Annotated in this window: 22 protein-coding genes; 15 read left to right on the top strand and 7 right to left on the bottom strand. The window is 64.1% G+C overall.

The window, feature by feature from the left end; genetic code table 11:
• The first annotated feature begins 42 nt into the window (after positions 1 to 42).
• From AB0E56_RS06395 to AB0E56_RS06375, 5 genes are all read left to right on the top strand, one after another.
• Positions 43 to 648, top strand: coding sequence for a GIY-YIG nuclease family protein (locus tag AB0E56_RS06395; RefSeq protein ID WP_359797555.1), 606 nt, complete (start codon positions 43 to 45; stop codon positions 646 to 648).
• An 8-nt stretch (positions 649 to 656) separates the two neighbouring features.
• Complete coding sequence (locus AB0E56_RS06390) at positions 657 to 1,796, top strand: hypothetical protein (protein ID WP_359797553.1); 1,140 nt, start codon at positions 657 to 659, stop codon at positions 1,794 to 1,796.
• Positions 1,797 to 1,916: 120 nt separating this feature from the next.
• Entirely contained in the window at positions 1,917 to 2,447 is a 531-nt protein-coding gene (locus AB0E56_RS06385) for a hypothetical protein (protein ID WP_359797551.1), read from the top strand.
• A gap of 65 nt (positions 2,448 to 2,512) precedes the next feature.
• Positions 2,513 to 3,151 carry a hypothetical protein gene (locus AB0E56_RS06380; RefSeq protein WP_359797549.1) on the top strand — a complete coding sequence of 213 codons (639 nt, stop codon included), beginning with the start codon at positions 2,513 to 2,515 and terminating at the stop codon, positions 3,149 to 3,151.
• Positions 3,152 to 3,250: 99 nt separating this feature from the next.
• On the top strand, positions 3,251 to 4,021 hold the full coding sequence (locus AB0E56_RS06375) for a metallophosphoesterase (protein ID WP_359797547.1): 771 nt from the start codon (positions 3,251 to 3,253) through the stop codon (positions 4,019 to 4,021).
• A 97-nt stretch (positions 4,022 to 4,118) separates the two neighbouring features.
• Here the strand turns inward: AB0E56_RS06375 and AB0E56_RS06370 are convergent, their stop codons facing one another.
• Both AB0E56_RS06370 and AB0E56_RS06365 read right to left on the bottom strand, forming a co-directional pair.
• Complete coding sequence (locus AB0E56_RS06370; RefSeq protein WP_359797545.1) at positions 4,119 to 4,604, bottom strand: hypothetical protein; 486 nt, start codon at positions 4,602 to 4,604, stop codon at positions 4,119 to 4,121.
• Between the two features lie 183 nt (positions 4,605 to 4,787).
• Positions 4,788 to 5,012 (bottom strand): DUF2283 domain-containing protein, encoded by a 225-nt coding sequence (locus AB0E56_RS06365; protein WP_359797544.1) that lies wholly within the window; start codon positions 5,010 to 5,012, stop codon positions 4,788 to 4,790.
• A gap of 111 nt (positions 5,013 to 5,123) precedes the next feature.
• Here AB0E56_RS06365 and AB0E56_RS06360 point away from each other — a divergent pair, with 111 nt between their 5' ends.
• Genes AB0E56_RS06360 through AB0E56_RS06350 form a run of 3 tightly spaced genes read left to right on the top strand, consistent with a single transcriptional unit; the run spans position 5,124 to position 6,976 of the window.
• Complete coding sequence (locus tag AB0E56_RS06360; protein ID WP_359797543.1) at positions 5,124 to 5,630, top strand: excisionase family DNA-binding protein; 507 nt, start codon at positions 5,124 to 5,126, stop codon at positions 5,628 to 5,630.
• A 2-nt stretch (positions 5,631 to 5,632) separates the two neighbouring features.
• The gene (locus tag AB0E56_RS06355) at positions 5,633 to 6,205 is read left to right on the top strand and encodes a PIN domain-containing protein (protein ID WP_359797541.1); all 573 of its coding nucleotides are present in this window, start codon (positions 5,633 to 5,635) and stop codon (positions 6,203 to 6,205) included.
• 12 nt (positions 6,206 to 6,217) lie between these two features.
• A complete protein-coding gene (locus AB0E56_RS06350) occupies positions 6,218 to 6,976 on the top strand; it encodes a nuclease-related domain-containing protein (protein WP_359797540.1) in 759 nt (252 codons plus the stop codon).
• A gap of 36 nt (positions 6,977 to 7,012) precedes the next feature.
• On the opposite strand, the gene AB0E56_RS06345 is transcribed toward AB0E56_RS06350, so the two are convergent.
• Complete coding sequence (locus AB0E56_RS06345) at positions 7,013 to 7,867, bottom strand: GIY-YIG nuclease family protein (RefSeq protein WP_359797538.1); 855 nt, start codon at positions 7,865 to 7,867, stop codon at positions 7,013 to 7,015.
• 96 nt (positions 7,868 to 7,963) lie between these two features.
• Here AB0E56_RS06345 and AB0E56_RS06340 point away from each other — a divergent pair, with 96 nt between their 5' ends.
• Together AB0E56_RS06340 and AB0E56_RS06335 are read left to right on the top strand one after the other, a co-directional pair.
• Positions 7,964 to 8,476, top strand: coding sequence for a hypothetical protein (locus AB0E56_RS06340; RefSeq protein WP_359797537.1), 513 nt, complete (start codon positions 7,964 to 7,966; stop codon positions 8,474 to 8,476).
• Between the two features lie 89 nt (positions 8,477 to 8,565).
• A complete protein-coding gene (locus tag AB0E56_RS06335; RefSeq protein ID WP_359797535.1) occupies positions 8,566 to 9,330 on the top strand; it encodes a DUF4839 domain-containing protein in 765 nt (254 codons plus the stop codon).
• Positions 9,331 to 9,344: 14 nt separating this feature from the next.
• Here the strand turns inward: AB0E56_RS06335 and AB0E56_RS06330 are convergent, their stop codons facing one another.
• Together AB0E56_RS06330 and AB0E56_RS06325 are read right to left on the bottom strand one after the other, a co-directional pair.
• On the bottom strand, positions 9,345 to 9,839 hold the full coding sequence (locus AB0E56_RS06330; protein ID WP_359797534.1) for a hypothetical protein: 495 nt from the start codon (positions 9,837 to 9,839) through the stop codon (positions 9,345 to 9,347).
• A gap of 2 nt (positions 9,840 to 9,841) precedes the next feature.
• Entirely contained in the window at positions 9,842 to 10,066 is a 225-nt protein-coding gene (locus AB0E56_RS06325) for a DUF2283 domain-containing protein (protein WP_359797532.1), read from the bottom strand.
• Between the two features lie 318 nt (positions 10,067 to 10,384).
• Here AB0E56_RS06325 and AB0E56_RS06320 point away from each other — a divergent pair, with 318 nt between their 5' ends.
• From AB0E56_RS06320 to AB0E56_RS06300, 5 genes are all read left to right on the top strand, one after another.
• On the top strand, positions 10,385 to 11,410 hold the full coding sequence (locus tag AB0E56_RS06320; RefSeq protein WP_359797530.1) for a LacI family DNA-binding transcriptional regulator: 1,026 nt from the start codon (positions 10,385 to 10,387) through the stop codon (positions 11,408 to 11,410).
• Between the two features lie 102 nt (positions 11,411 to 11,512).
• Positions 11,513 to 12,835: an extracellular solute-binding protein gene (locus AB0E56_RS06315; RefSeq protein WP_359797529.1), complete on the top strand. Its 1,323-nt coding sequence runs from the start codon at positions 11,513 to 11,515 to the stop codon at positions 12,833 to 12,835.
• Between the two features lie 58 nt (positions 12,836 to 12,893).
• Positions 12,894 to 13,820: a sugar ABC transporter permease gene (locus AB0E56_RS06310; RefSeq protein ID WP_359797528.1), complete on the top strand. Its 927-nt coding sequence runs from the start codon at positions 12,894 to 12,896 to the stop codon at positions 13,818 to 13,820.
• Positions 13,820 to 14,686 carry a carbohydrate ABC transporter permease gene (locus AB0E56_RS06305; RefSeq protein ID WP_359797527.1) on the top strand — a complete coding sequence of 289 codons (867 nt, stop codon included), beginning with the start codon at positions 13,820 to 13,822 and terminating at the stop codon, positions 14,684 to 14,686. Before AB0E56_RS06310 ends, AB0E56_RS06305 begins: the two co-directional genes overlap by 1 nt.
• A gap of 22 nt (positions 14,687 to 14,708) precedes the next feature.
• Positions 14,709 to 15,806 carry a glycoside hydrolase family 172 protein gene (locus AB0E56_RS06300; protein ID WP_359797525.1) on the top strand — a complete coding sequence of 366 codons (1,098 nt, stop codon included), beginning with the start codon at positions 14,709 to 14,711 and terminating at the stop codon, positions 15,804 to 15,806.
• Positions 15,807 to 16,104: 298 nt separating this feature from the next.
• Here AB0E56_RS06300 and AB0E56_RS06295 read toward each other — a convergent pair whose 3' ends face one another.
• Entirely contained in the window at positions 16,105 to 17,364 is a 1,260-nt protein-coding gene (locus AB0E56_RS06295; protein ID WP_359797523.1) for a mannitol dehydrogenase family protein, read from the bottom strand.
• Between the two features lie 393 nt (positions 17,365 to 17,757).
• The gene (locus AB0E56_RS06290) at positions 17,758 to 18,780 is read right to left on the bottom strand and encodes a LacI family DNA-binding transcriptional regulator (protein ID WP_359797521.1); all 1,023 of its coding nucleotides are present in this window, start codon (positions 18,778 to 18,780) and stop codon (positions 17,758 to 17,760) included.
• Between the last annotated feature and the right edge of the window lie 69 nt (positions 18,781 to 18,849).

The following is an 18,849-nucleotide window of genomic DNA, read 5'->3' as shown; positions in this document are numbered from 1 at the left end:
GCAATAAGCAGCAGCGTCCCCACGCCTCAGTAGAGTCACCCCATGACTACCTCGCCCGTCGACGACCTCGCCGCGGCCGCCGTCGCCACGCTCACCGGAGAGCGTTGGGTGATTACGGAAGCTGCGCAGCACATCCCTGCTCGCTCTGGGCTGTACGCCATTTATGGCGATGAGCAGGCCTGGAACGACCTCGAGATCGCTCCCGCACCGGACCAGCCGCTGTATGTCGGCAAGGCCGAGGCGAGTCTGGTCTCCCGTGACCTCAATGGCCACTTCGCCACGAACCCGAAGTCCAAGCCGCGCACCGGCGGCTCTACCGTCCGACGGTCGTTCGCAGCGCTGCTGCGTGAGGCGCTCGATCTCCATGCTGTGCCGCGCAACCTGGCGAAGCCCGAGCGCTTCGCGAACTACGCCCTCGCCGAGGGCGGCGACGCACACCTCAACGAGTGGATGCACTCGCGCCTCACGCTTGCCGTCTGGCCCGCGCCGGCGGGGATGCCAGTCCCTCTCGGAGAGATCGAGACCGCGGTCATCGGGCACTTCACTCCGCCCATCAACCTGGACAAGAACCCCCGCAAGCTCACCCGGCTGAGCCGCGCACGCGCCGACATGGCCGCCGAGGCCGCCGCGTGGCGCCCTAGAAGTTGACAGCGCCGATGGAACTCGAGATCACCAGCACCCCGCGCGAGACGCTCGTGTGGGCGCCGACGACGCAGGACGCAGCTCAGCTGCGCCGCGAGCTGACCGACACTGGCTTCCTCGTGATGGATGCCGACCCGTGGGAGCTGGACGCCCTCGGCCGGATCCCCGAGGGTGAGCATCACGAGTTCGACCCCGCCCGCATCTTCAACGTCGAGATCGGCGCCGAGGCGAACGCGAGCCTGCAGGCGCTCGTCGACGACGGGTACACGCTCATCTGGCACCGCTGGCAACCCCGGCCGGGAAGAGGCATCTGGGGCGTCGCCGTCAAGGTCCCGCCCCGCCGTGGCCAGCGCACCAGCACCTCCACGCCGTCTGAGTCCGCGGTGCACTTCGGCCTCCCCGTCCGCGCGACCCGCGGGCTGCGCCTGCGGATGACCCGCGACACCTACGCCCGGATCAACAAGCGCTCGTCGCTGGATCGCTGGTCCCGCGAGAGGGACCCGGAGCTCTGGGACAAGCTCGACGAGTTCTACGAGGACGCTGATCACCGGATCTACACCGACGCCTGGTGCGAGGAGATGCAGACCCAGGCGCTGGCGAACTTCGACCTCAACATGGCGCACTTCGCATCCCTGGACCACGCTGCGTTCGATGCCGCGCTGCAGCGCGCTGTGAAGAGCCAGCGCCGCATGGTCGAGGTCACCGACCTCACGAAGTGGGACGGTGTCGCTGGGCTCTACATCATGGTGCTCGATGAGTACCGCCAGGCGTACGTCGGGGCCACGGATGCCTTCGTCGGCATCCAGAAGCGCATCAAGCAGCACTGGAGCGGGACGAAGCCCCTCGACCGGCTCATCTGGGGAGATCCCGGGACCTCGATCCTCTCGATCGATAGCTTCCGGGCGCTCGACACCACTCGCATCTTCGCCCTGAAGTCCTCACGCTCGTTCGCCGGCGAGAACCCGCTGCTCGATCAGTTCCCGCCTGAGTACATGCTCAACCGCATCCCCGGCGGCCGCGACGTCGCCAAGCTCGCCGCCATCGTCGGCGTCGACAAGGTCATGAAGCGGCGCGAGTTCTCTGCGTTGTCGTCCACGACAGGTCTCGGCGCGACCGTTCCCGGTTTCGGAACTGAGCCTCGTCGTCCGGTGTAGCGCACCCACCATTCAGGCTACGAACGGACGCCTCTGTGCCGATAGTCAGTACGACCGCTGAGTCGGGATATGGCTCTGGTGCACCCGTGTCGGAGACTCCCCATACTGTGAGGCTGCACCATGAAAGCAGGAGAGAACATGACGAGTTTTCAGACCAAGATCATCGCCCTTTCCTCGCTTTCTGACATCATCGACGCTTTCACAACCGTTCTCGAAGCGCCCGCAGAGTCTGGTGTCGCCCACACGGAAGCGCAGCGCGCGGTGCTCGGTAACGTCCGCGCGGCATACATCAACCAGAGGCAGATCCCGATTCCTGCCGACACCTCCGCGGCACGCGGTGCTTTCATCGCACTGCAGCACGCCGCTGACACGATCGCAGAGTTCCGCATCACCCTCGACGGGGATCACCTACCCGACGTCGCCCAGCTCATCGCAGATGATGCGGATGATGCTGGTCGGTTGAACCCCATGCGTCTGTTCGAACTCGAGGACCTCGTCTTTGGCCTCTTCCCGATCTCCGCTGTCGCGGCTGCGCTGAGAAGCCACGTCGATAGCGTCACGATGTCCGCCGTCCCAGAAGGCGCGATCGCGCTCGTGATCGTCGAAGAAGCTACCGACTGGGACACGTGGATGTCCACGTTCGCCCGCTGACCACCAGGTCTGACCGACCCAATCACGCGACCACTCGGTCGCGCCCACGAAGGAGAACTCATCACATGGTGAAGCTCATGAACGTCGACCAGCTCGTCAAGATCGCCGCCGGCGCCGGGATCGTGCTCGAGGAGGCTACCCCTGAGACCGAGAACCTGTACGTTTACGCGGTCAAAGCTGAGAACCCCGCGGACCAGCACACGGTCTACGTCGGCAAAAGCGCGTCGAACAGTCGCAGCGTCGCCGAGGCGAACGTGGAAGGCCAGGACTACCGGGACCGCATCGGCGTCGGTTTCTCCGCCCTTGTGAAGGAGAACAACGCGGTTCGCCATTCGTTCCGCTACGACCCCACCTCGTTCGACCCGGCGCCGCTTCTCGCGCACATCGCGGAGCACAACTGGCACGGCGGTGCCATCGACGCGCTGCGAGAGCACCTGAGCGGTGCCGTGGCCGAGCACCCGTCGTTCTCGGATGCCTTCGTAGAGCAGTTCCTCGTTCGCATCCACGTCTGCACCGGACGCCTGATCGGCAACTCCCAGTTCGCGTCGCAGTGGGAGAAGACCGTCAACGGCCTCCCCAATGTCGTCGCCGTCCTCGCCGCCGACATCGCTCGAGAGAACGGCACCCTCCCCAAGAACACCGACCTCGACACGACTCCCGGGGCGGAAACCTCCGACGACCCTTCGCCGGAGAGCGCCGCGTAGGCGACCGTTCGCTCTACATCGAGTCCTCCTCGTCACGTCGGCGGGGAGGACTCGGCCATCGTCAGCAGATCTTCCTTGACCAAGAGCTTGAGAGAACGCATGCCCACATACGCCATCTCCGACATCCACGGCCACGCTGAGCAGTTGCGCAACGCTCTGGCCACGATCCCCTTGGTAGACCCAGGAACACGCCTCGTCTTCCTCGGCGACTACATCGACCGCGGGTCGGATTCGCTGGGCGTGATCGAGCTCGTCAGAGCGACCCAGCGTGCGCACCCCGATCAGGTCGTCGTTCTCGCCGGCAACCACGACCTCTGGTTCATCGACTGGCTCGACGATGACGACAACGAACTGACGTGGCTGATGAGTGACCTCGACCTGCTCACGGTGAAGTCGCTGCTCGAACCGATGGTGCTCGCCCAGGCTCTCGGTCACGAGGACCCGACCTCTGACGCGTCCGATCTGGATGGCACCACGATGAACCGCAACATCAAGGCTGCCGTGCGGGCCCGACGAGCAGACCTGATCGCCTGGATCCGCAGCCTGCCACTCGTGCACGAGACCGACTCGCACGTCTTCGTGCACGCCGGCGTCGACGAGGATGCCGGGGAGCTGTGGCGCCACGGCACCCCTGAGTACGTCTTCACGGAGAAGTTCCCCGCGACGACCGGCCCGATGCTGATCGGCAAGAGGATCGTCGCCGGACACGTCCGCACCACTGCGCTTCACAGAGATCCTGGCGTGCACACCGTGTTCGCTGACGAGGGCCACCTCTACATCGACGGATACGTAGAGGCCACCCACCGGCTCAACGTGCTACGCATCGAGGATGATGGCTCCTGGTCGGAGAGTTCGGTGGGCCTGGACTGACGACTCGGCCTGCACCAGCTGAAGCCAGCCAGCACGGCACAGCCCCCACCACTCTCTCCGAGTGCGTGGGGGCTGTTCTGTCGCGCGAGCAAGGTGTCTACTCGCGGCTGAGACGCACCGTCATCGTCGTGCCCATCGCGGTGACGTCGTAGCTGAGCTCGTCGTTCTCGTACGTGAACGTCTTGGTCGCATCACCCGAGGCCATGATCGACTTCTCGGTCTTGGCCGTGTCGTTGGCCGAGTCGAACGAGAATGAGTTTACTTCTGCGGGGATCTCGACGGTGCCGGCCCAGTACAGAGACTTCGTGTCGCCGGCGTCGGCGACCCAGTAGACCTCGATCGTGTCACCGGTGATGGTGGCCTGCTGCCAGCTGTCTTCCGAGTTGGAGTTGTTCTGCTTCCACTCGCCCTCCAGGCTCACCGGCTCCGGTGCTTCCTCCTCCTGGACCTGCTCGGTTTCCGGCTTCGAGCCCTCGTTCGAGGACGAGCCGGAAGACTCCGGCGACGAGCACCCCACGACGCTGATGCCGAGGAGTGCGAGAAGTGCAATGGTTGCGCCGAGCTTGGGTGCTGTGATGTTCAAGGGGGTGCCTCTCAACTGTGGATATGCCGACGCTGACCGTATCAGCGCCCATAGACACTTTCGGACGACAGAGCATGTTGCGAAAGTCGTTACCGGAGCGCGAGACTCAGTTCCAGTTCATCCCGTGCGGCTGGGTGGTGTCGAGCGCCTTCTTCCAGAACGACTCGCGCGCCAGGATCGTGCCTACGCCTGATCGATCCGCTCGGCACCGGCGAGAAACTCTCCGTCCAGGAGCTTGGTCGCCCCGATCACCTCGATGCCGAGCAGCACGCCCGCCTGGTCGAAATCGAGCACGACGGTGCCGCCGGCGGTGTCGACGATCTCGTTGCGCACGGAGCGCCCGGGCGCGATCTCGGAGACCAGCGTGATGTAAGCGGCGTCTGCTTCGGCGTCGAATGTGGTGCGCATTCCCGAAGCCTATGGGGCGCGGCGGACATGTCGTCGCCGATTGGGTCGCCTCGACCTGAGTCGATTTTGATCGATATGGACGAATTGGATGATTTGAGCGATAATGGCTGTATGACCACCACAGCCGCGCGCACGAACGACCCGCTTGTCGTCGATCCGCCCCAGGACCTCAGCGAGATGCTTGAGCTCGCCCGATTCCTGGAGGATCACGCTGCACCCGCGATGCTGCTCGGTCCCGATGGCGAGCAGATCCCCCTCCCCATGCAGGCGTACGACGTGCTCCGTCAGGTCGTCTCGGCAATGGAGCGTGGCGAGGCCGTCAGTGTCGAACCGATCGATCGACAGCTGACGACCCAGCAGGCGGCAGCGCTGCTCGGTGTCAGCCGGAGCACCCTGGTCCGGCTGCTCGATGAGGACGAGCTTCCCTTCGAGCGGCTCGGCGAGTCCAGGCATCGCAGGCTCCGACTGCACGATGTGCTCGCGTACCGCGATCGCAAGCGCGCCGACCGTCGCATCCGCCTCGACGAGCTCACACGACAGGCCGACGAAGACGGACTGTTCGACGTCGATGCTGACGCCTATCGAGAGGCACTGGCCGCGGCTCGGAAGCAGTCGTAGCGGTGGCCCGGTTCGCGGCGTTTCTCGATGCGTGCGTGATCGTGCCGCTCGCGCCGTGCGACACGATGCTCCGCATGGCCGATGCGGGCGCGTTCCGGCCGCTCTGGTCCCAGAAGGTGCTCGACGAGGCGCTCAGCGCGCTCGAACGCATCCACCCTGACGCCGATCCGAGTAGGTTCCGCAGCCGCTTCCGGTCGATGAACGAAGCCTTCGACGACGCTCTTGTCGAAGGCTGGGAGTCGCTCGTCGCAGGTATCGAGCTACCCGACCCCGACGACGCCCACGTTGTCGCAGCAGCGCTCCTGGGACGTGCCGATGTCATCGTCACCGAGAACGTGAAGGACTTCCCCGACTCTGTGCTGACACCATTGGGGCTCGAAGCGATCCGCACCGACGAGTTCCTCCTGGACCAGTTCGATCTCTCGCCAGGCGCCACCTGTCGGATCGTCAAAGAGCAGTCGGCTGCGATGCGGCGGCCGCCGGTGGAGATCAGCCAGCTCCTTGATCGGCTTGCCCGTAGCGGCGTGCCGAGCTTCGCGCAACGCGTCGCTGCGGAACTGCAGCGCGATTCCTAACGAAGGCTCACCATGACGACCAAGTCCACAGCTCAGCTGGCCCGGGACGCACCGCCCTGGAGCGCTCCGCTCGAGCAGATCCGCTCTACGGCCGCCCCCACTGCAGCTCCCGAGATCGCCGAGGGAACAGCGGGTGCATCGGCCCGCCTCGAATACGAGCGCCGCCGCGACAACCGTCAGCAGAGAATCCGCACGAAGCACCCCAAGCTCGGCGGTCTCATCCTCGCTCTGTCGGACGAACCTCAGAACACTCGCGCGTGGGAGCGCGGCGCGATCGGCGAGGAGATGCTCGCCGCGAGGCTGAAGAAGCTACCAGCGCCCGCCAGGGTCCTCCACGACAGGCGCATCCCTGGCACACGCGCGAACATCGGCCACATCGCCATCACGCCGTCAGGTGTCTGGGTAATCGACGCCAAGAGGTACAAGAACAAGCGCCCAGAACTCCGCGTCGACGGCGGCATCATCCGCCCCCGCGTGGAATCTCTGCGCATCGGCGGCCGCGACGGCACCAAGCTCGTCGACGGTGTCCACAAGCAGGTAGCGCTCGTGCGTGCTGCCCTCAATGACACAGGCATGTCCGAGATCCCCGTCCATGGGGCGCTCTGCTTCCTTGAGGCGGACTGGCCGATGATCGGCGGGAGCTTCACCATCGACGGCGTCCACGTCCTCTGGCCGCGCCTGCTCGTCAAGCGCATAGGCGCCGCGCCGGAGCTGGGGCTCGACGTCGACGCCGTGCATGCCGAGATCGCCACAAGCTTTCCTGTTGCCTGACCCTCGTGTACGACAATCGCCACGGGAACGCGAGACTCAGTTCAGGTTCATCCCGTGCGTACGGCTATCCAGTGCCAGCTTCCAGAATGACTCCCGCTTCAGGATGGTGTCGGCTCTGGTCTTGGGGTCGAAGATCTCGAGGATCGAGTACTGGAAGTTCCCGATGATGTGCGAGTCGCCGAGGCCGGCGCGCAGCTGCTCGAGTTCGACGTTGCCGCCGGTGAGGTTCTTCAGGTGCGCGTATCCGGACCAGCGCTGCCAGAGGCCGTTGGCCTCGCCGGACGCCGAGCCGACGTAGAGCCGGCCGTTGCTGAGATCGGTGATGACGTAGACGCCCTTCACGCTGGAGAGCGCGTCCTTCCAGCTGGGTTCGTCGTTCGCGATGATCCTCTGCAGCTCGTGGTGCCTGAGCCTGACGTTCTGATACCCGGGGAACGTGCCGAGCTTGGTATCCGGCGCGAGCTCGTACACTTCGGGATTGAGGCTCGCCTGCACCCCCGCGTAGTGCCGCAGATACGGGCTGCGGCCGATGGGTGTTTCGAGCTTGATGATGAGGCGCTTGATGTAGTCCTCGTGCAGCGGCAGCGGTATCAGGTCGTATCCGAGGTCGTCGTACCGGTCGGGCTTGATCTCGCTGACCTCGAACGCGCCACCGAAGATGAAGTACTGCGGCCCATAGGGGTAGTACTGCGCGAAGGCGAGCAGGAAGCGGGCATTGCCCATGTTGTTGTTCGTCTGCTTGGTGCGCCACCGGCTCAGGTTGATCCAGTGCTCGTGATCGTCCATGAGGAAGTCCCACGCCTCGCCGCTGCCGTCGCCGGCACGCATGTTGAACTTCACCTTCGTGAGCTGCGGCTCCGGAACGGGCAGGAAGTCGGTGAAGGTGATCAAGAGCTGCTCCCATCGGTGCTGGCGACGAGCGAACTGACGCTCTCATTGGTCACTCTACGGATGCGCCCGGTCTCCCGACGGTGGAAGGATCGCACCATGAACACCTCGCGCGCAGAAGACCGCCGTGCCCGCGCTGCGATCGCTGCGTTCGATCTCATCGAGACAGAGGTTCGGCCGCACCTGGCCGCCGGCGGCAACCTCTGGACCAAGGGGTCAGGAGGGTACCCGCGCCGGCTTCGGCAGATGCTTGGTGCGCTCGACGACGGCCACCCGGTGACCTTCGCTACGAGGGACGCGATGGAACTGCCGGCGACCGAACGCACGATCGAGCACGTGATCCCGTTCAAGCGGATCATCGTCGAGATCGTCGATCCGAGCCAGGCTGACCCGCGATCGAACATGCACCGGGAGCCGATCGCAGGTGGGCCTGCCACGTCGCCGGAGCACCTGCTGTCGATCTTCGATCAGCTCCTGCAGAAGTGCTGGGTCACCAAGGACGAGCACGACCGCCTGAACCGCGCCGGCCGGAGTCTCCAGTGGGATGCTCCCGACGGCGACGGCTGGGCGCGTTATCGCCTCGCCGATGTGGTCGCGTACCCGCTCGCCTAGCTGTCGCGCTCGGACTGAGCGCCCACCCGATATGCTCACGATGACCCGGCAGTGAGCTGTCCTCCCGGGGATCTGGGAGGGAGAAACCGATGTCGGACACTGGTGCGCACCCTGAGGCCGAGACCGTGAAGTACGAGACCAAGAGCGTCCAGACGGTGCGCGGCACCGAGAAGCTCATGATCTCGAAGTGGGAGAAGGACGGCTGGGAGCTGGTCAGCCAGAACCCCGGCAAGCTCCGCACGGAGCTGGTGTTCCATCGGCCGAAGCCTCCGCTGCCGTGGAAGCCGCTCGCCATCATCGGCGGTGTGCTCGTGGTCCTGGGCATCTTCATCGGCATCATGGTCGCCATCACAGGTGGCGACAAGGACGACACCCCGGCGCCGGCGGACACCCGCAGCTCCGAAGCCGTCGCGCCGCGAGACGAGCCTTCGACAGAGCCCGACGAGCCCATTGCAACGGCTCCCGCCGAGGAAACTCCGCTGACTGCCGCGAACAACGCCGACCTCGCGGCTCTGCTCACCGGTCCCCAGGATGGCCCCGCCGTCGAGGCCTTCGCTCAGCAGTACGCCGGCCAGCTCATCGAGTTCGACGGCTCCATCGGGGCGATGAACAACCACGAGGGCTACACCACCCGCTACGACATCCTCATCTCTTACGGCGACTACAGCGAGACCCATTCGAACGGTGGCCCGAGCTTCCAGTTCCGCGACGTCAACATCACGAACGACCTGCATCTGACCGGCGATGTTCCCGACACGATCGGCGTCGGCACCAACGTGCACGTCATCGCCCGAGTCGGATCGTTCAAGGACCCGCTGTTCCAGTTGGAGCCGGTACAGACCAGCGTGCGCTGACGCGCAACAGAGGCTCAGGCGTTCGTTGTGGGCCTCGGCTTCGGAAAAGCCACCGTCTCACCCTCGCCGAGCGAAAGCACCGTGCCAGAGTCCAGGGTCACGACGATCCCCTCGGTCGAGTGCTCGACACGGATGATCGCGCCATCGGCGGTGACCCGGCCCAGGTCTGACGCCGTGAGCGTCGCTGCCTTCTTCAGATACGCCTGCGCCTTCGGCGGGCCATCCGGTGCGTCCGGCGCGCACGTCTTGCATCGCCTGTATCGACCCACCGTCGCGAGCTCCTCGAGCGTGACGTAGACGGCGTCGTAGTACCAGCGCTCGGTGCCTTCGTTCGGGCCGATCAGCGCGAGCCCATCCTCGTAGGACTCGAGGATCCGCGAACCACCCGCCGGCAGCTCCTCCCGAAGATCGCCGCGCACCTGATGCTGGATCGTCGGGCAGTCCTCGCGATGCAGGACATACGGCTGCTCGCTGTTCCGGTTGAGGACGAGGCGGACGTTCGCCGACATGCCTACTCCTGGTCGAACCGCTCGGCGCCGGCGAGGAACTCTCCGTCCAGGAGCTTTTCCGCGCCGAGGACCTCGACGCCGAGGAGCACCCCTGCCTTGTCGAAGTCCAGCACCACCGTGCCGCCGGCGGTCTCGACGATCTCGTTGCGCACTGAGCGTCCCGGGGCGATCTCGGGCACGAGCTGGATGTAAGCGGCGTCTGCCTCGGCGTCGAACGTTCTGCGCATGCCCGAAGCTTACGCGGGAGAGTAGGTCCCTGAGCCATAAGTGCAATCGTTGTCTGTATCAAGCAGCCCGTTCGAGAGTCGGAGCTACATTGCGAAGTCGAGTCGCTCCGCTTGGACTTTGGGGCGGAAGTGCACCTTTCGAAGTTCGTGTCGAACAGCCCGGACGAAGGTGGCGGAGGGAGATCATCGCGAGGACTAGGGCATAACGGTTCAGTAACGGCATTTTGCGTCAACACGTTTGACGTTCATACCGTCAGGTCAAACGATTGATGTACCTGGGTACTCACGCATCAAACGATTGACGTCGAAGGAGTCGCCATGATCACGCTGAAGGACCTCGCAGCCGCTGTCGGCGTGAGCGCGTCCTCCGTGTCGTTGGTGCTCAATGATCGCCACCAAGGGCGGGTGAACACGGAGACAGCATCCCGGATTCGCGCTGCCGCAGCCGAGATGGGGTACATCCCCAACGTGCTCGCCCGTGGACTGCGAACCAAGCGCACGCATACCATCGGCTTGCTCTCCGATGGCGTAGCCAGCGTACCTTTCGCCGGGCGCATGCTCGAAGGAGTGCAAAGCCGTGCCTGGGATTCGGGTTATCTGGCGATGATTATCGAGACGATCTCCCGTCCGGAGCTCGTTGCCCAGTCGTCGCGATCGCTTCTTCAGCGAGATATCGATGGAATGATCATCGCAGCCGACTACCACCGCGTGGTAGAACTACCGTCAATTCCTCCGACGCTGCCCGTAATCGTTCTCAACGGGATCCCCGCGCCAGGCGTCACGGCCGACAGCGCTGTTCCGGATGAGGAAGGCGGCGCCCGCTTTGCCGTCAGACGACTCATCGAAGCAGGGCATCGTCGCATCGCCTTCTGTAATGTGGGCGGGGATCGATTCGTCGCCTCAGAATTGAGACTGCGTGGCTATCTGGAAGCGCACGCAGAATGCCAGATCGCCACCGACAATTCTCTCATCGTCGACCTGCCTGATCCCAGCACTACTCATGCGCTGGGCCCCCTGAGGCGATTACTTTCGATCGAGGCAAGGCCCACCGCATTGTTCTGTTTCTCAGATCAGATCGCCTTTGCCGCCTATCAGGTCTGCAGCGAGCTCGGTCTTCGCATCCCGGACGATCTTTCGATCATCGGATTCGACGACCAGGAGTTCATCGCTGATGCCCTTCAGCCGGGGCTCACCACGGTTCAGTTGCCACATCGCGCCATGGGGGTCTGGGCTGCCGGGCGTGTTATCGACCGCATACATGGGGACGCAGACGGGCCACCTACTTCCGTGCGCATCACCTGCCCCCTCGTCGAAAGGGACTCTGTAGGCCCACCAGTGGCCTGATCCCATCACCCATACCCCGGCGGCGCAGACGCGTCACCGGTACCCGGGCACGCCTGGCGCGCCACCACCATCGAAAGACCGATCCACCCTACGGAGGAAACAATGGCAACCATCACGCGCAGGTCGCTGCGCTTGGCAGTCGGCATCGCGGCCGCCGCCGTTGCAGTGACGTCCCTCACCGCTTGCGGGTCGTCTGGCGACGACGCCGGCAGCGACACCTTCACGATCCTGCAGTATGAGAACCCCGAATCCGCACAGGGTCAGGGATGGCAGCTCGCCCTCGAGCTGTTTCAGAAGAAGCACCCCGATGTGAAGGTCGACTTCCAGACCACGAGCTTCGACGCCATGCGACAGAACGCGAAGATCACCCTCACGGGTGACAAGGTCCCTGACGTGATCGAATTCAACAAGGGCAACGCCGACGGCGGCCAGCTCGCGGGTCAGGGCCTGCTCACCCCACTGAACGATCAGGTTGAGAAGTACGGCTGGGACAAGAAGGTCACGGGCGCGATGCAGGCTTTCGCCCAGTACGACGAACAGGGCCTCGCAGGTTCCGGTGACTGGTACGGCATCCCGAACATCGGTGAGTACGTGATGTTCTACTACAACAAGGATCTCTGGGCGAAGGCAGGCATCACCGAGGAACCCACCACCCTTGAAGAGTTCGAGGGCGTCATGGACAAGCTTCTTGCAGCGGGCATCACGCCGATCTCCTCGTCGGCGTCGACGAGCCAGGGCTTCAACCAGATGTGGATCTGGTACTCCTTGGTCGGGGCTGAAGCGGACCGCAAGTCGATCGACGACTTCATGTTCCTGCGAGAGCCGGTCGATTTCTCAAAGGACCCGTGGAAGGGAGCAGCTGACCGATTCCAGTCCTGGATCGACAAGGGCTACGTAGGAGAAGAGCTTGGGGGCTTGAACTTCGAGCAGGCGACGGTGAACTTCCTCAGCGGAGACAAGGCGATGCTGATCTGGAATCAGGGCGAGTTCGCCCGGATCCGCGAGCAAGCGACGTTCGACTGGGACTACTTCACCCTCCCCGGCGCGAACATGCAGATGGGCTCAAGCGGCCACCTCTGGGGCGTGCCCGCGAACGCGAAGAACAAAGAGCTCGCATACGACTGGGTCGACATCACGCTGAGCGAGGAAGTCCAGAACAAGATCGGCCAGCTCGGAGGCCTCCCCCTCGCTGGCGATGCCTCCACTATCGAGGACGACCTGACACGCGAGTACACCGAGCGGTTCAACGAGCTCCTCGACGCGGATTCGCTCGCGTTCTACCCGGACTACCCCGTCCCGGGCTTCCTCGACTTCATCCAGTCGAACATGCAGGCGATGTCCAACAAAAACGAGACCTCCGACGAGTACACGGACAAGCTCCAGAAGTTCTACGACGACGGACGCGAGACAGCCCTAGCCGGCTGACCGCTCCCGGGGGCCGCCGCTCGCGGCGGCCCCCGCATCCGCGAAGGAGACACCAACCATGTCATGGACAACCGCACACAGGCAGCGGCCCCTCGAGCGACGGGGCTCGTACTGGCTCTACCTGCTTCCGCTCGCCGCCGGATTCCTGATCGTCGTCGGCGCACCGTTCGTCATGAACGTTTACACGAGCCTGTTCCATTGGAAGGGCGGCCAGGCGCCGATGCGCTGGGCCGGACTCGAGAACTACATCGACCTGTTCCACGACGACACCTTCTGGCGGTCGTTCCAGAATACTTTCGCCATGATCGTGGCGATCACGATCGTGCCGACGATCATCGGCATCCTCCTCGCCGCGCTGCTGTTCGACTACCTCGGCCGTCGCTTCGGCGACAAGGCCATCGCCGTTCTACGCGCGACGTACTACGTGCCCCAGATCCTTCCGATTGCAGTTGCGGGCTTCATCTGGGCCTGGATCCTGGACACTCAGAACGGCTCGATCAACCTTGCCCTCAAGGGCGTCGGGATCACGAATCCCCCGGACTGGCTCGGCAACCCGGACATCGCGATCTATGCCGTCATGCTCATGCTCATCTGGCTGCAGATCGGCTACCCGGTCGTCATCTTCATGTCGGCCCTGCAACGGGTGGACCCCGAGCTCTACGAAGCGGCGGAGCTCGACGGTGCCGGCTGGTGGCGCAGGTTCCAGGCGATCACGATCCCGCAGATCCGCCCCGAGATCTTCGTCGTAGTGCTCACCGCGACGATCGCCGCCCTGAAGGTGTTCGCCCCGATCCTGATCCTCACCGGTGGCGGACCAGAGGAGTCGACCACTGTCCCCTCGTACTACGCCTACCGCAACTTCTTCGAGCTGTCGCGTGTCGGCTACGGCTCGACCATTGCGACCGTGATGTCGGTCGTCATCTTCGCCGTCGCTGCCGTGATGCTTGTCTGGCAGCACCGCGAGACCCGAAAGGAGCACAGCTGATGGCCACCATGTCTCTTACCAATCCCACCGCCTTCGATCGCCCGCGCCGCACTCGGATGAACTGGGTGATGCTCGCCGTCGCGATTCTGGTCGCCATCGTCATGGCCTCGCCATTTCTGCTGCTCGTACTCAATGCATTCAAGACAGGTGCCGACTACTCCGCGCACGGTCCGCTGGCCTGGCCGACGACCTTCACCTTCGACGCCTTCATCAGCTACCTGAACAGGGTGAACTTCCCGCTGGCACTGTGGAATTCCATTCTCAGCTCGACAGTGATCGCGTTCGCCGGCACGGGTCTGGCGCTCCTGGCGTCCTACGCGATCGGCATCGGGCGGATCCGAGCACACACAGCCGTCACTGCGATCCTGCTCATCGCCACGATGGTGCCGCACGAAGCGCTGATCTATCCGCTCTTCTACGGCGCTCAGGCCACCAAGACGCTGAATACGATCTGGTCGATCGTCATCGTATTCACGATCCTCTGGGCCGCCTATGGGACATACATCCTCTCCAGCGTCATGTCGACGTTCCCCCGGGAGATCCTCGAAGCGGCGGCGATCGACGGAGCATCCCGGTGGCGCATCCTGTGGAGCGTCGTCTTCCCGATCGTGCGACCGACATTGACCGTCCTGGTCGTATTCACCTTCATCTGGTCATGGAACGAGTTCTACATCCCGCTCATCCTTCTCGCGGATCCCGCATCGCAAACCGTGCCAATCGCACTCTCCACACTCCGAGGACAACACTCGATCGACATCACGGTGGTCAATGCCGGGTCGTTGCTGTCCCTGATCCCCACGCTCATCTTCTTCCTCATCTTCCAGCGCACCATCAGCCGCGGCGTGACCGCGGGTGCTGTGAAGTAGCCCCACGAAAGGACACGACACGATGCCCACCTCCTGGAACAGCCTCCGCAACGACGGCTCCATTCGCAGCCACGCAATCAATGCAGAGAACCCAACCGGAGCCCCCGGCGCCGCCGGCGCCGCGAGCTCGAACCTCGGCCCGGGACGCAAGGGCAGCGCCTGGTACGAACTCCCCGCGGGCGGCACCGTCACCCTGGCGGAGATCTCAGGCAGCGGAGTGATCAGGCACATCTGGATCACCGTGACCGACAAGACGCCTGCAGGCCCGTTCGTGCTACGCGACCTCGTCCTGCGCGCATACTGGGACGGAGCCGAGCACCCGCAGATCGAGGTGCCGGTGGGCGACTTCTTTTGTAACGGCTTCGGCACCAGGGCCCTCGTCACGTCAGAACCGATCGTCGTCGCCCCGACCGGAGGCATGAACTCGTACTTCCCCATGCCGTTCCGCACCGCCGCACGCATCGAGGTCGCGAGCGAACACGGCGATGACATCGGTCACCTGTTCTTCCAGATCGACTATACGACCGGCGATGACTTCGACGACTGGCCCGGCTACTTCCACGCCCAGTGGCGGCGGAGCAACGGCACAACGTCGCTCGGCGAAGATCATGTGATCGTCGATGGAATCGAAGGCACAGGCACCTACGTCGGCACATACGTCGCGCTCGCCTCGCTGCAGCGCTACTGGTGGGGCGAAGGTGAGGTCAAGTTCTACATCGACGGAGACTCTGATCTGCCCTCGCTGTGCAGCACGGGGCTGGAGGACTACGCCGGTGGCGCATGGGCGTTCCAGAACGCCCTGCGCGCCGACCCGGAGCCCGAACCAATCCCGTTCAGCGCACCCTACTTCGGTTACCCGTTCGCCAGCGCGAAGGACGAGACCAAGGCGTCGGAGTTCTGGACTCCGATGTTGCCGATGCACGCGGTGTACCGTTGGCACCTCCCGGACCCTATCTTCTTTCAAGAGAACCTGCGGGTCACTCTTCAGCAGATCGGCACCTGGGAACACGGTCTCTTCGAGCGTGCCGACGACATCTCCACAACGGCCTACTGGTATCAGAGCACGCTGTCCGCGCCGTTCCCGCCCCTTCCGTTGGCGGTCGAGCGTACGCCGCGCTGACGCGCGCTTGAGCGAATGCCACATCCCCGCCAAAGGGGCGCGAGGAAAGGGCGACTGGCGGCGTCGACGGAACATGGGGCGGGCATCACCGACACCAGCAAAGACGATCTCTTCAACTATTCTGCTGATCGAGGAGACCGATGACGAGCAACCCGACCGGAGGGCCACGTGCTGGGTTACTCATCCTCAACATCGGACAGGTGTAGCGGCCCAGACGCCTAGCCTCAGTCGGCGCACCGTGGCGCTGGTTGAGGCTAGGCGTGCCATATATATCCGCTTCAGGGACTTCACACTACGATCAGGCCAACCGGCGCAAGACCTCCACCGCACCGATGCCGTCGAGATCGCGCAGCACCTCACCCAGTGCTGCGGCGAACCGGCGGTCCTCGTGCAGCCGCTCGAGAAGCGGATACGCCTTCGCCGCGTCCGCGCTTTCCTGCGGCCTGGCACGGGTCCACGCCGCGACGATCGACACAGCCGCCTGCGGCACCCATCCGCTCGCGAGCGCCTCGGCGATCACCGGCAGCACGAAGGCGTTCATACGGTTCGCTGAGTCCATGCCCAGGCGCTCCAGAGTGTCCGCGATAGCCGCATTCGCGAAGCGCTCGAGCAACGTCGTCTCGTACTCATCGAGGTCGATCCCTGGCACCGGTGCGAGCGTCTCTCGCGCCTCAGTCATATACCGACGAAGCAGACTCTGTATGAGCGGATCAACTGCCGCCTCGTGGGCGTAGTCGTATCCGAGAAGAAGCCCGAAGTATGCCAGCGCCTGATGGCTGGCGTTGAGCAGGCGCAACTTCATCAGCTCGTATGGTCGAACGTCATCAACGAGCTGCACGCCGACCTTCTCTAGCGCCGGGCGCCCGTCAGTGAATCGGTCCTCCAGCACCCACTGTGCGAACGGCTCGGCGATCACGGGCCATGCATCGTCCACCCCGAACTGCTCACGCACCAAGGCGCGATCCGCGTCCGTCGTAATCGGGGTGATGCGGTCGACCATGGAACACGGGAAAGCGACGTTCTCCTCGATCCAGTCGGCGAGGTCGTCGTCGTCACGCCTTGCGCATTCCACCACGACGCGTGCGGCGATCGCGCCGTTGTCCTGCAGGTTGTCGCAGGACATGACGGTGAACGGTACGAGTCCCGCCGCACGCCGCCTGGCCAGCGCGTCGACGATAAGTCGGAACGCGCTCGGGGCCGAGGTCGATTCCGTGTCGGGCAGTACGTATCCTCCCTCGGTGATTGTGAGCGATACGATTTTCGTGACGGGATTGGCAAGCTGATCAACGACCGCTGCGGGGTCGTCCGGCGCGAAGAGGTAGTTGATGACCGATCCGATCACCTGGGCGCGAGTGCTGCCATCCGGATTCTTCAGCACGAGCGTGTAGAGGTCCTCCTGGCTGGCCAGCGCGTCGCGCATCCGTACGTCCGAGGGCAGGACGCCGACGCCGCAGATTCCCCAGTCGCTCTCTCCGCTTGCGAGCAATCGATCGACGAACATCGCCTGGTGCGCGCGACGGAAGTTGCCCACCCCAAAGTGGACGATGGCGGGCACCACAGCAGATCTGTCGTATCTCGGACCGGGGACGGCGGTCACACCTGGGATCGGGAGTGCTGGCATCAAGAAAACCTCTCTTCGGTGCTTCGTCGAGACGCACGGCGTGCATGACGATCAAATTAGATTCTGGACGCGCGGCGGCGCCGATCGGGCGAGGTTGTCGGGGACGGACTCGACCTGCACCCGCGTGTAATCGTTGGAGTGCTCGGCCAGCAACCGGGCGGTTTCGCCGTGTTCGACCACCACACCGCCTTGCAGGACGATCGTCTGCTGAGCGATATGCCGGATTGCGCCGAGACGCTTGACGATGACGCTGCGGTCGGTTCGTCTGCTTTCATGAACATCGGACGTCCGGTCAAGGCTTCGGACTCCGAATCACGCCCGCGTTCCGCCCTAGACAGTTCGTCGCCCTCGAGGAGGCTCCGCAATCGATCCTCTATCACACAGCGATGGCGCCAGACGCACAACCCTGTGCTCGACTGCAGGGTTGGCGATCCGTGTCAGTACTAGTTCGACGGCGTTCGAACCGACTTCCTCGGTCGGCTGCGCGAGGCATGTCACGGGATGGTCTAGAAGGTCAATCCATTCGATGTCGTCGAACGCGGCGAACGAGACATCCCTCGGGATGACGAGGCGCAGATCGGACAATGCCCGCAGGATTCCGAGGCTCATCACGTTCGACATCGAGAACAGCGCTGTCGGTCGATTCTCCCGGGCGAACAGCCGCTCCGTTGCGTGACGCGCCCGACTCGCATCGAAGACGTCCAGGACCGCGAGCGACTCGTCGCAGACCAGCCCGCGGTCCGTATGCGCTTTCCTCCATCCCTGCATCCGTTCGGTGGTCGTACTGTGACCGGCACGACCACCGACCACGGCGATACGTCGATGACCGGCATCGAGCATCTGCCCCACCACCTCGGCCACGGAGTCGACATTCTCCACGAGCACCTGATCGAGATCGAGCGGAACCGCGCGATCGACCAGCACAACTGGTACACCGATCTCCTCGATCTGCTCGAACGAGATGGGATCCGTAGACGTCGTCGGCGCGACTATCAGCCCATCCACCATCCTCTCCACGAGCGCTTCGATGGCTTCGCGCTCGAGCGCAGGATCCTCATCGGCATTGGCGACGAGCAACGTGTATCCGCGGGTCCTCAGAGCACCCGCTATCCCGCGCATCACCGAGGTCGAGTAAGTATTCGCCACGTCGGACGCGACAAAACCGATGGACTCCGAAGTCGCTGTGCGCAGCGCACGCGCGTATGGATTGGGGCGGTATCCGGTGCTCGCGATAGCCCTCTGCACCTTCTCAATGGTCGACGGGCTGACATACCGGGTGCCGTTGATGACGTGTGAGACCGTCGCAGTCGAAACGCCGGATATTCGTGCCACATCTGCTAGTGACGTTGACATGCGCCCCTCCTGTGCGTGCGCCGAGTGGACGCATTCGATTGAAGCCTACTCAGTCTCATATCGGGGTCG

The organism is Microbacterium sp. NPDC028030, from assembly GCF_040637855.1.
Classification (GTDB): domain Bacteria; phylum Actinomycetota; class Actinomycetes; order Actinomycetales; family Microbacteriaceae; genus Microbacterium.
This window is presented reverse-complemented; position numbering and strand designations above follow the sequence as displayed.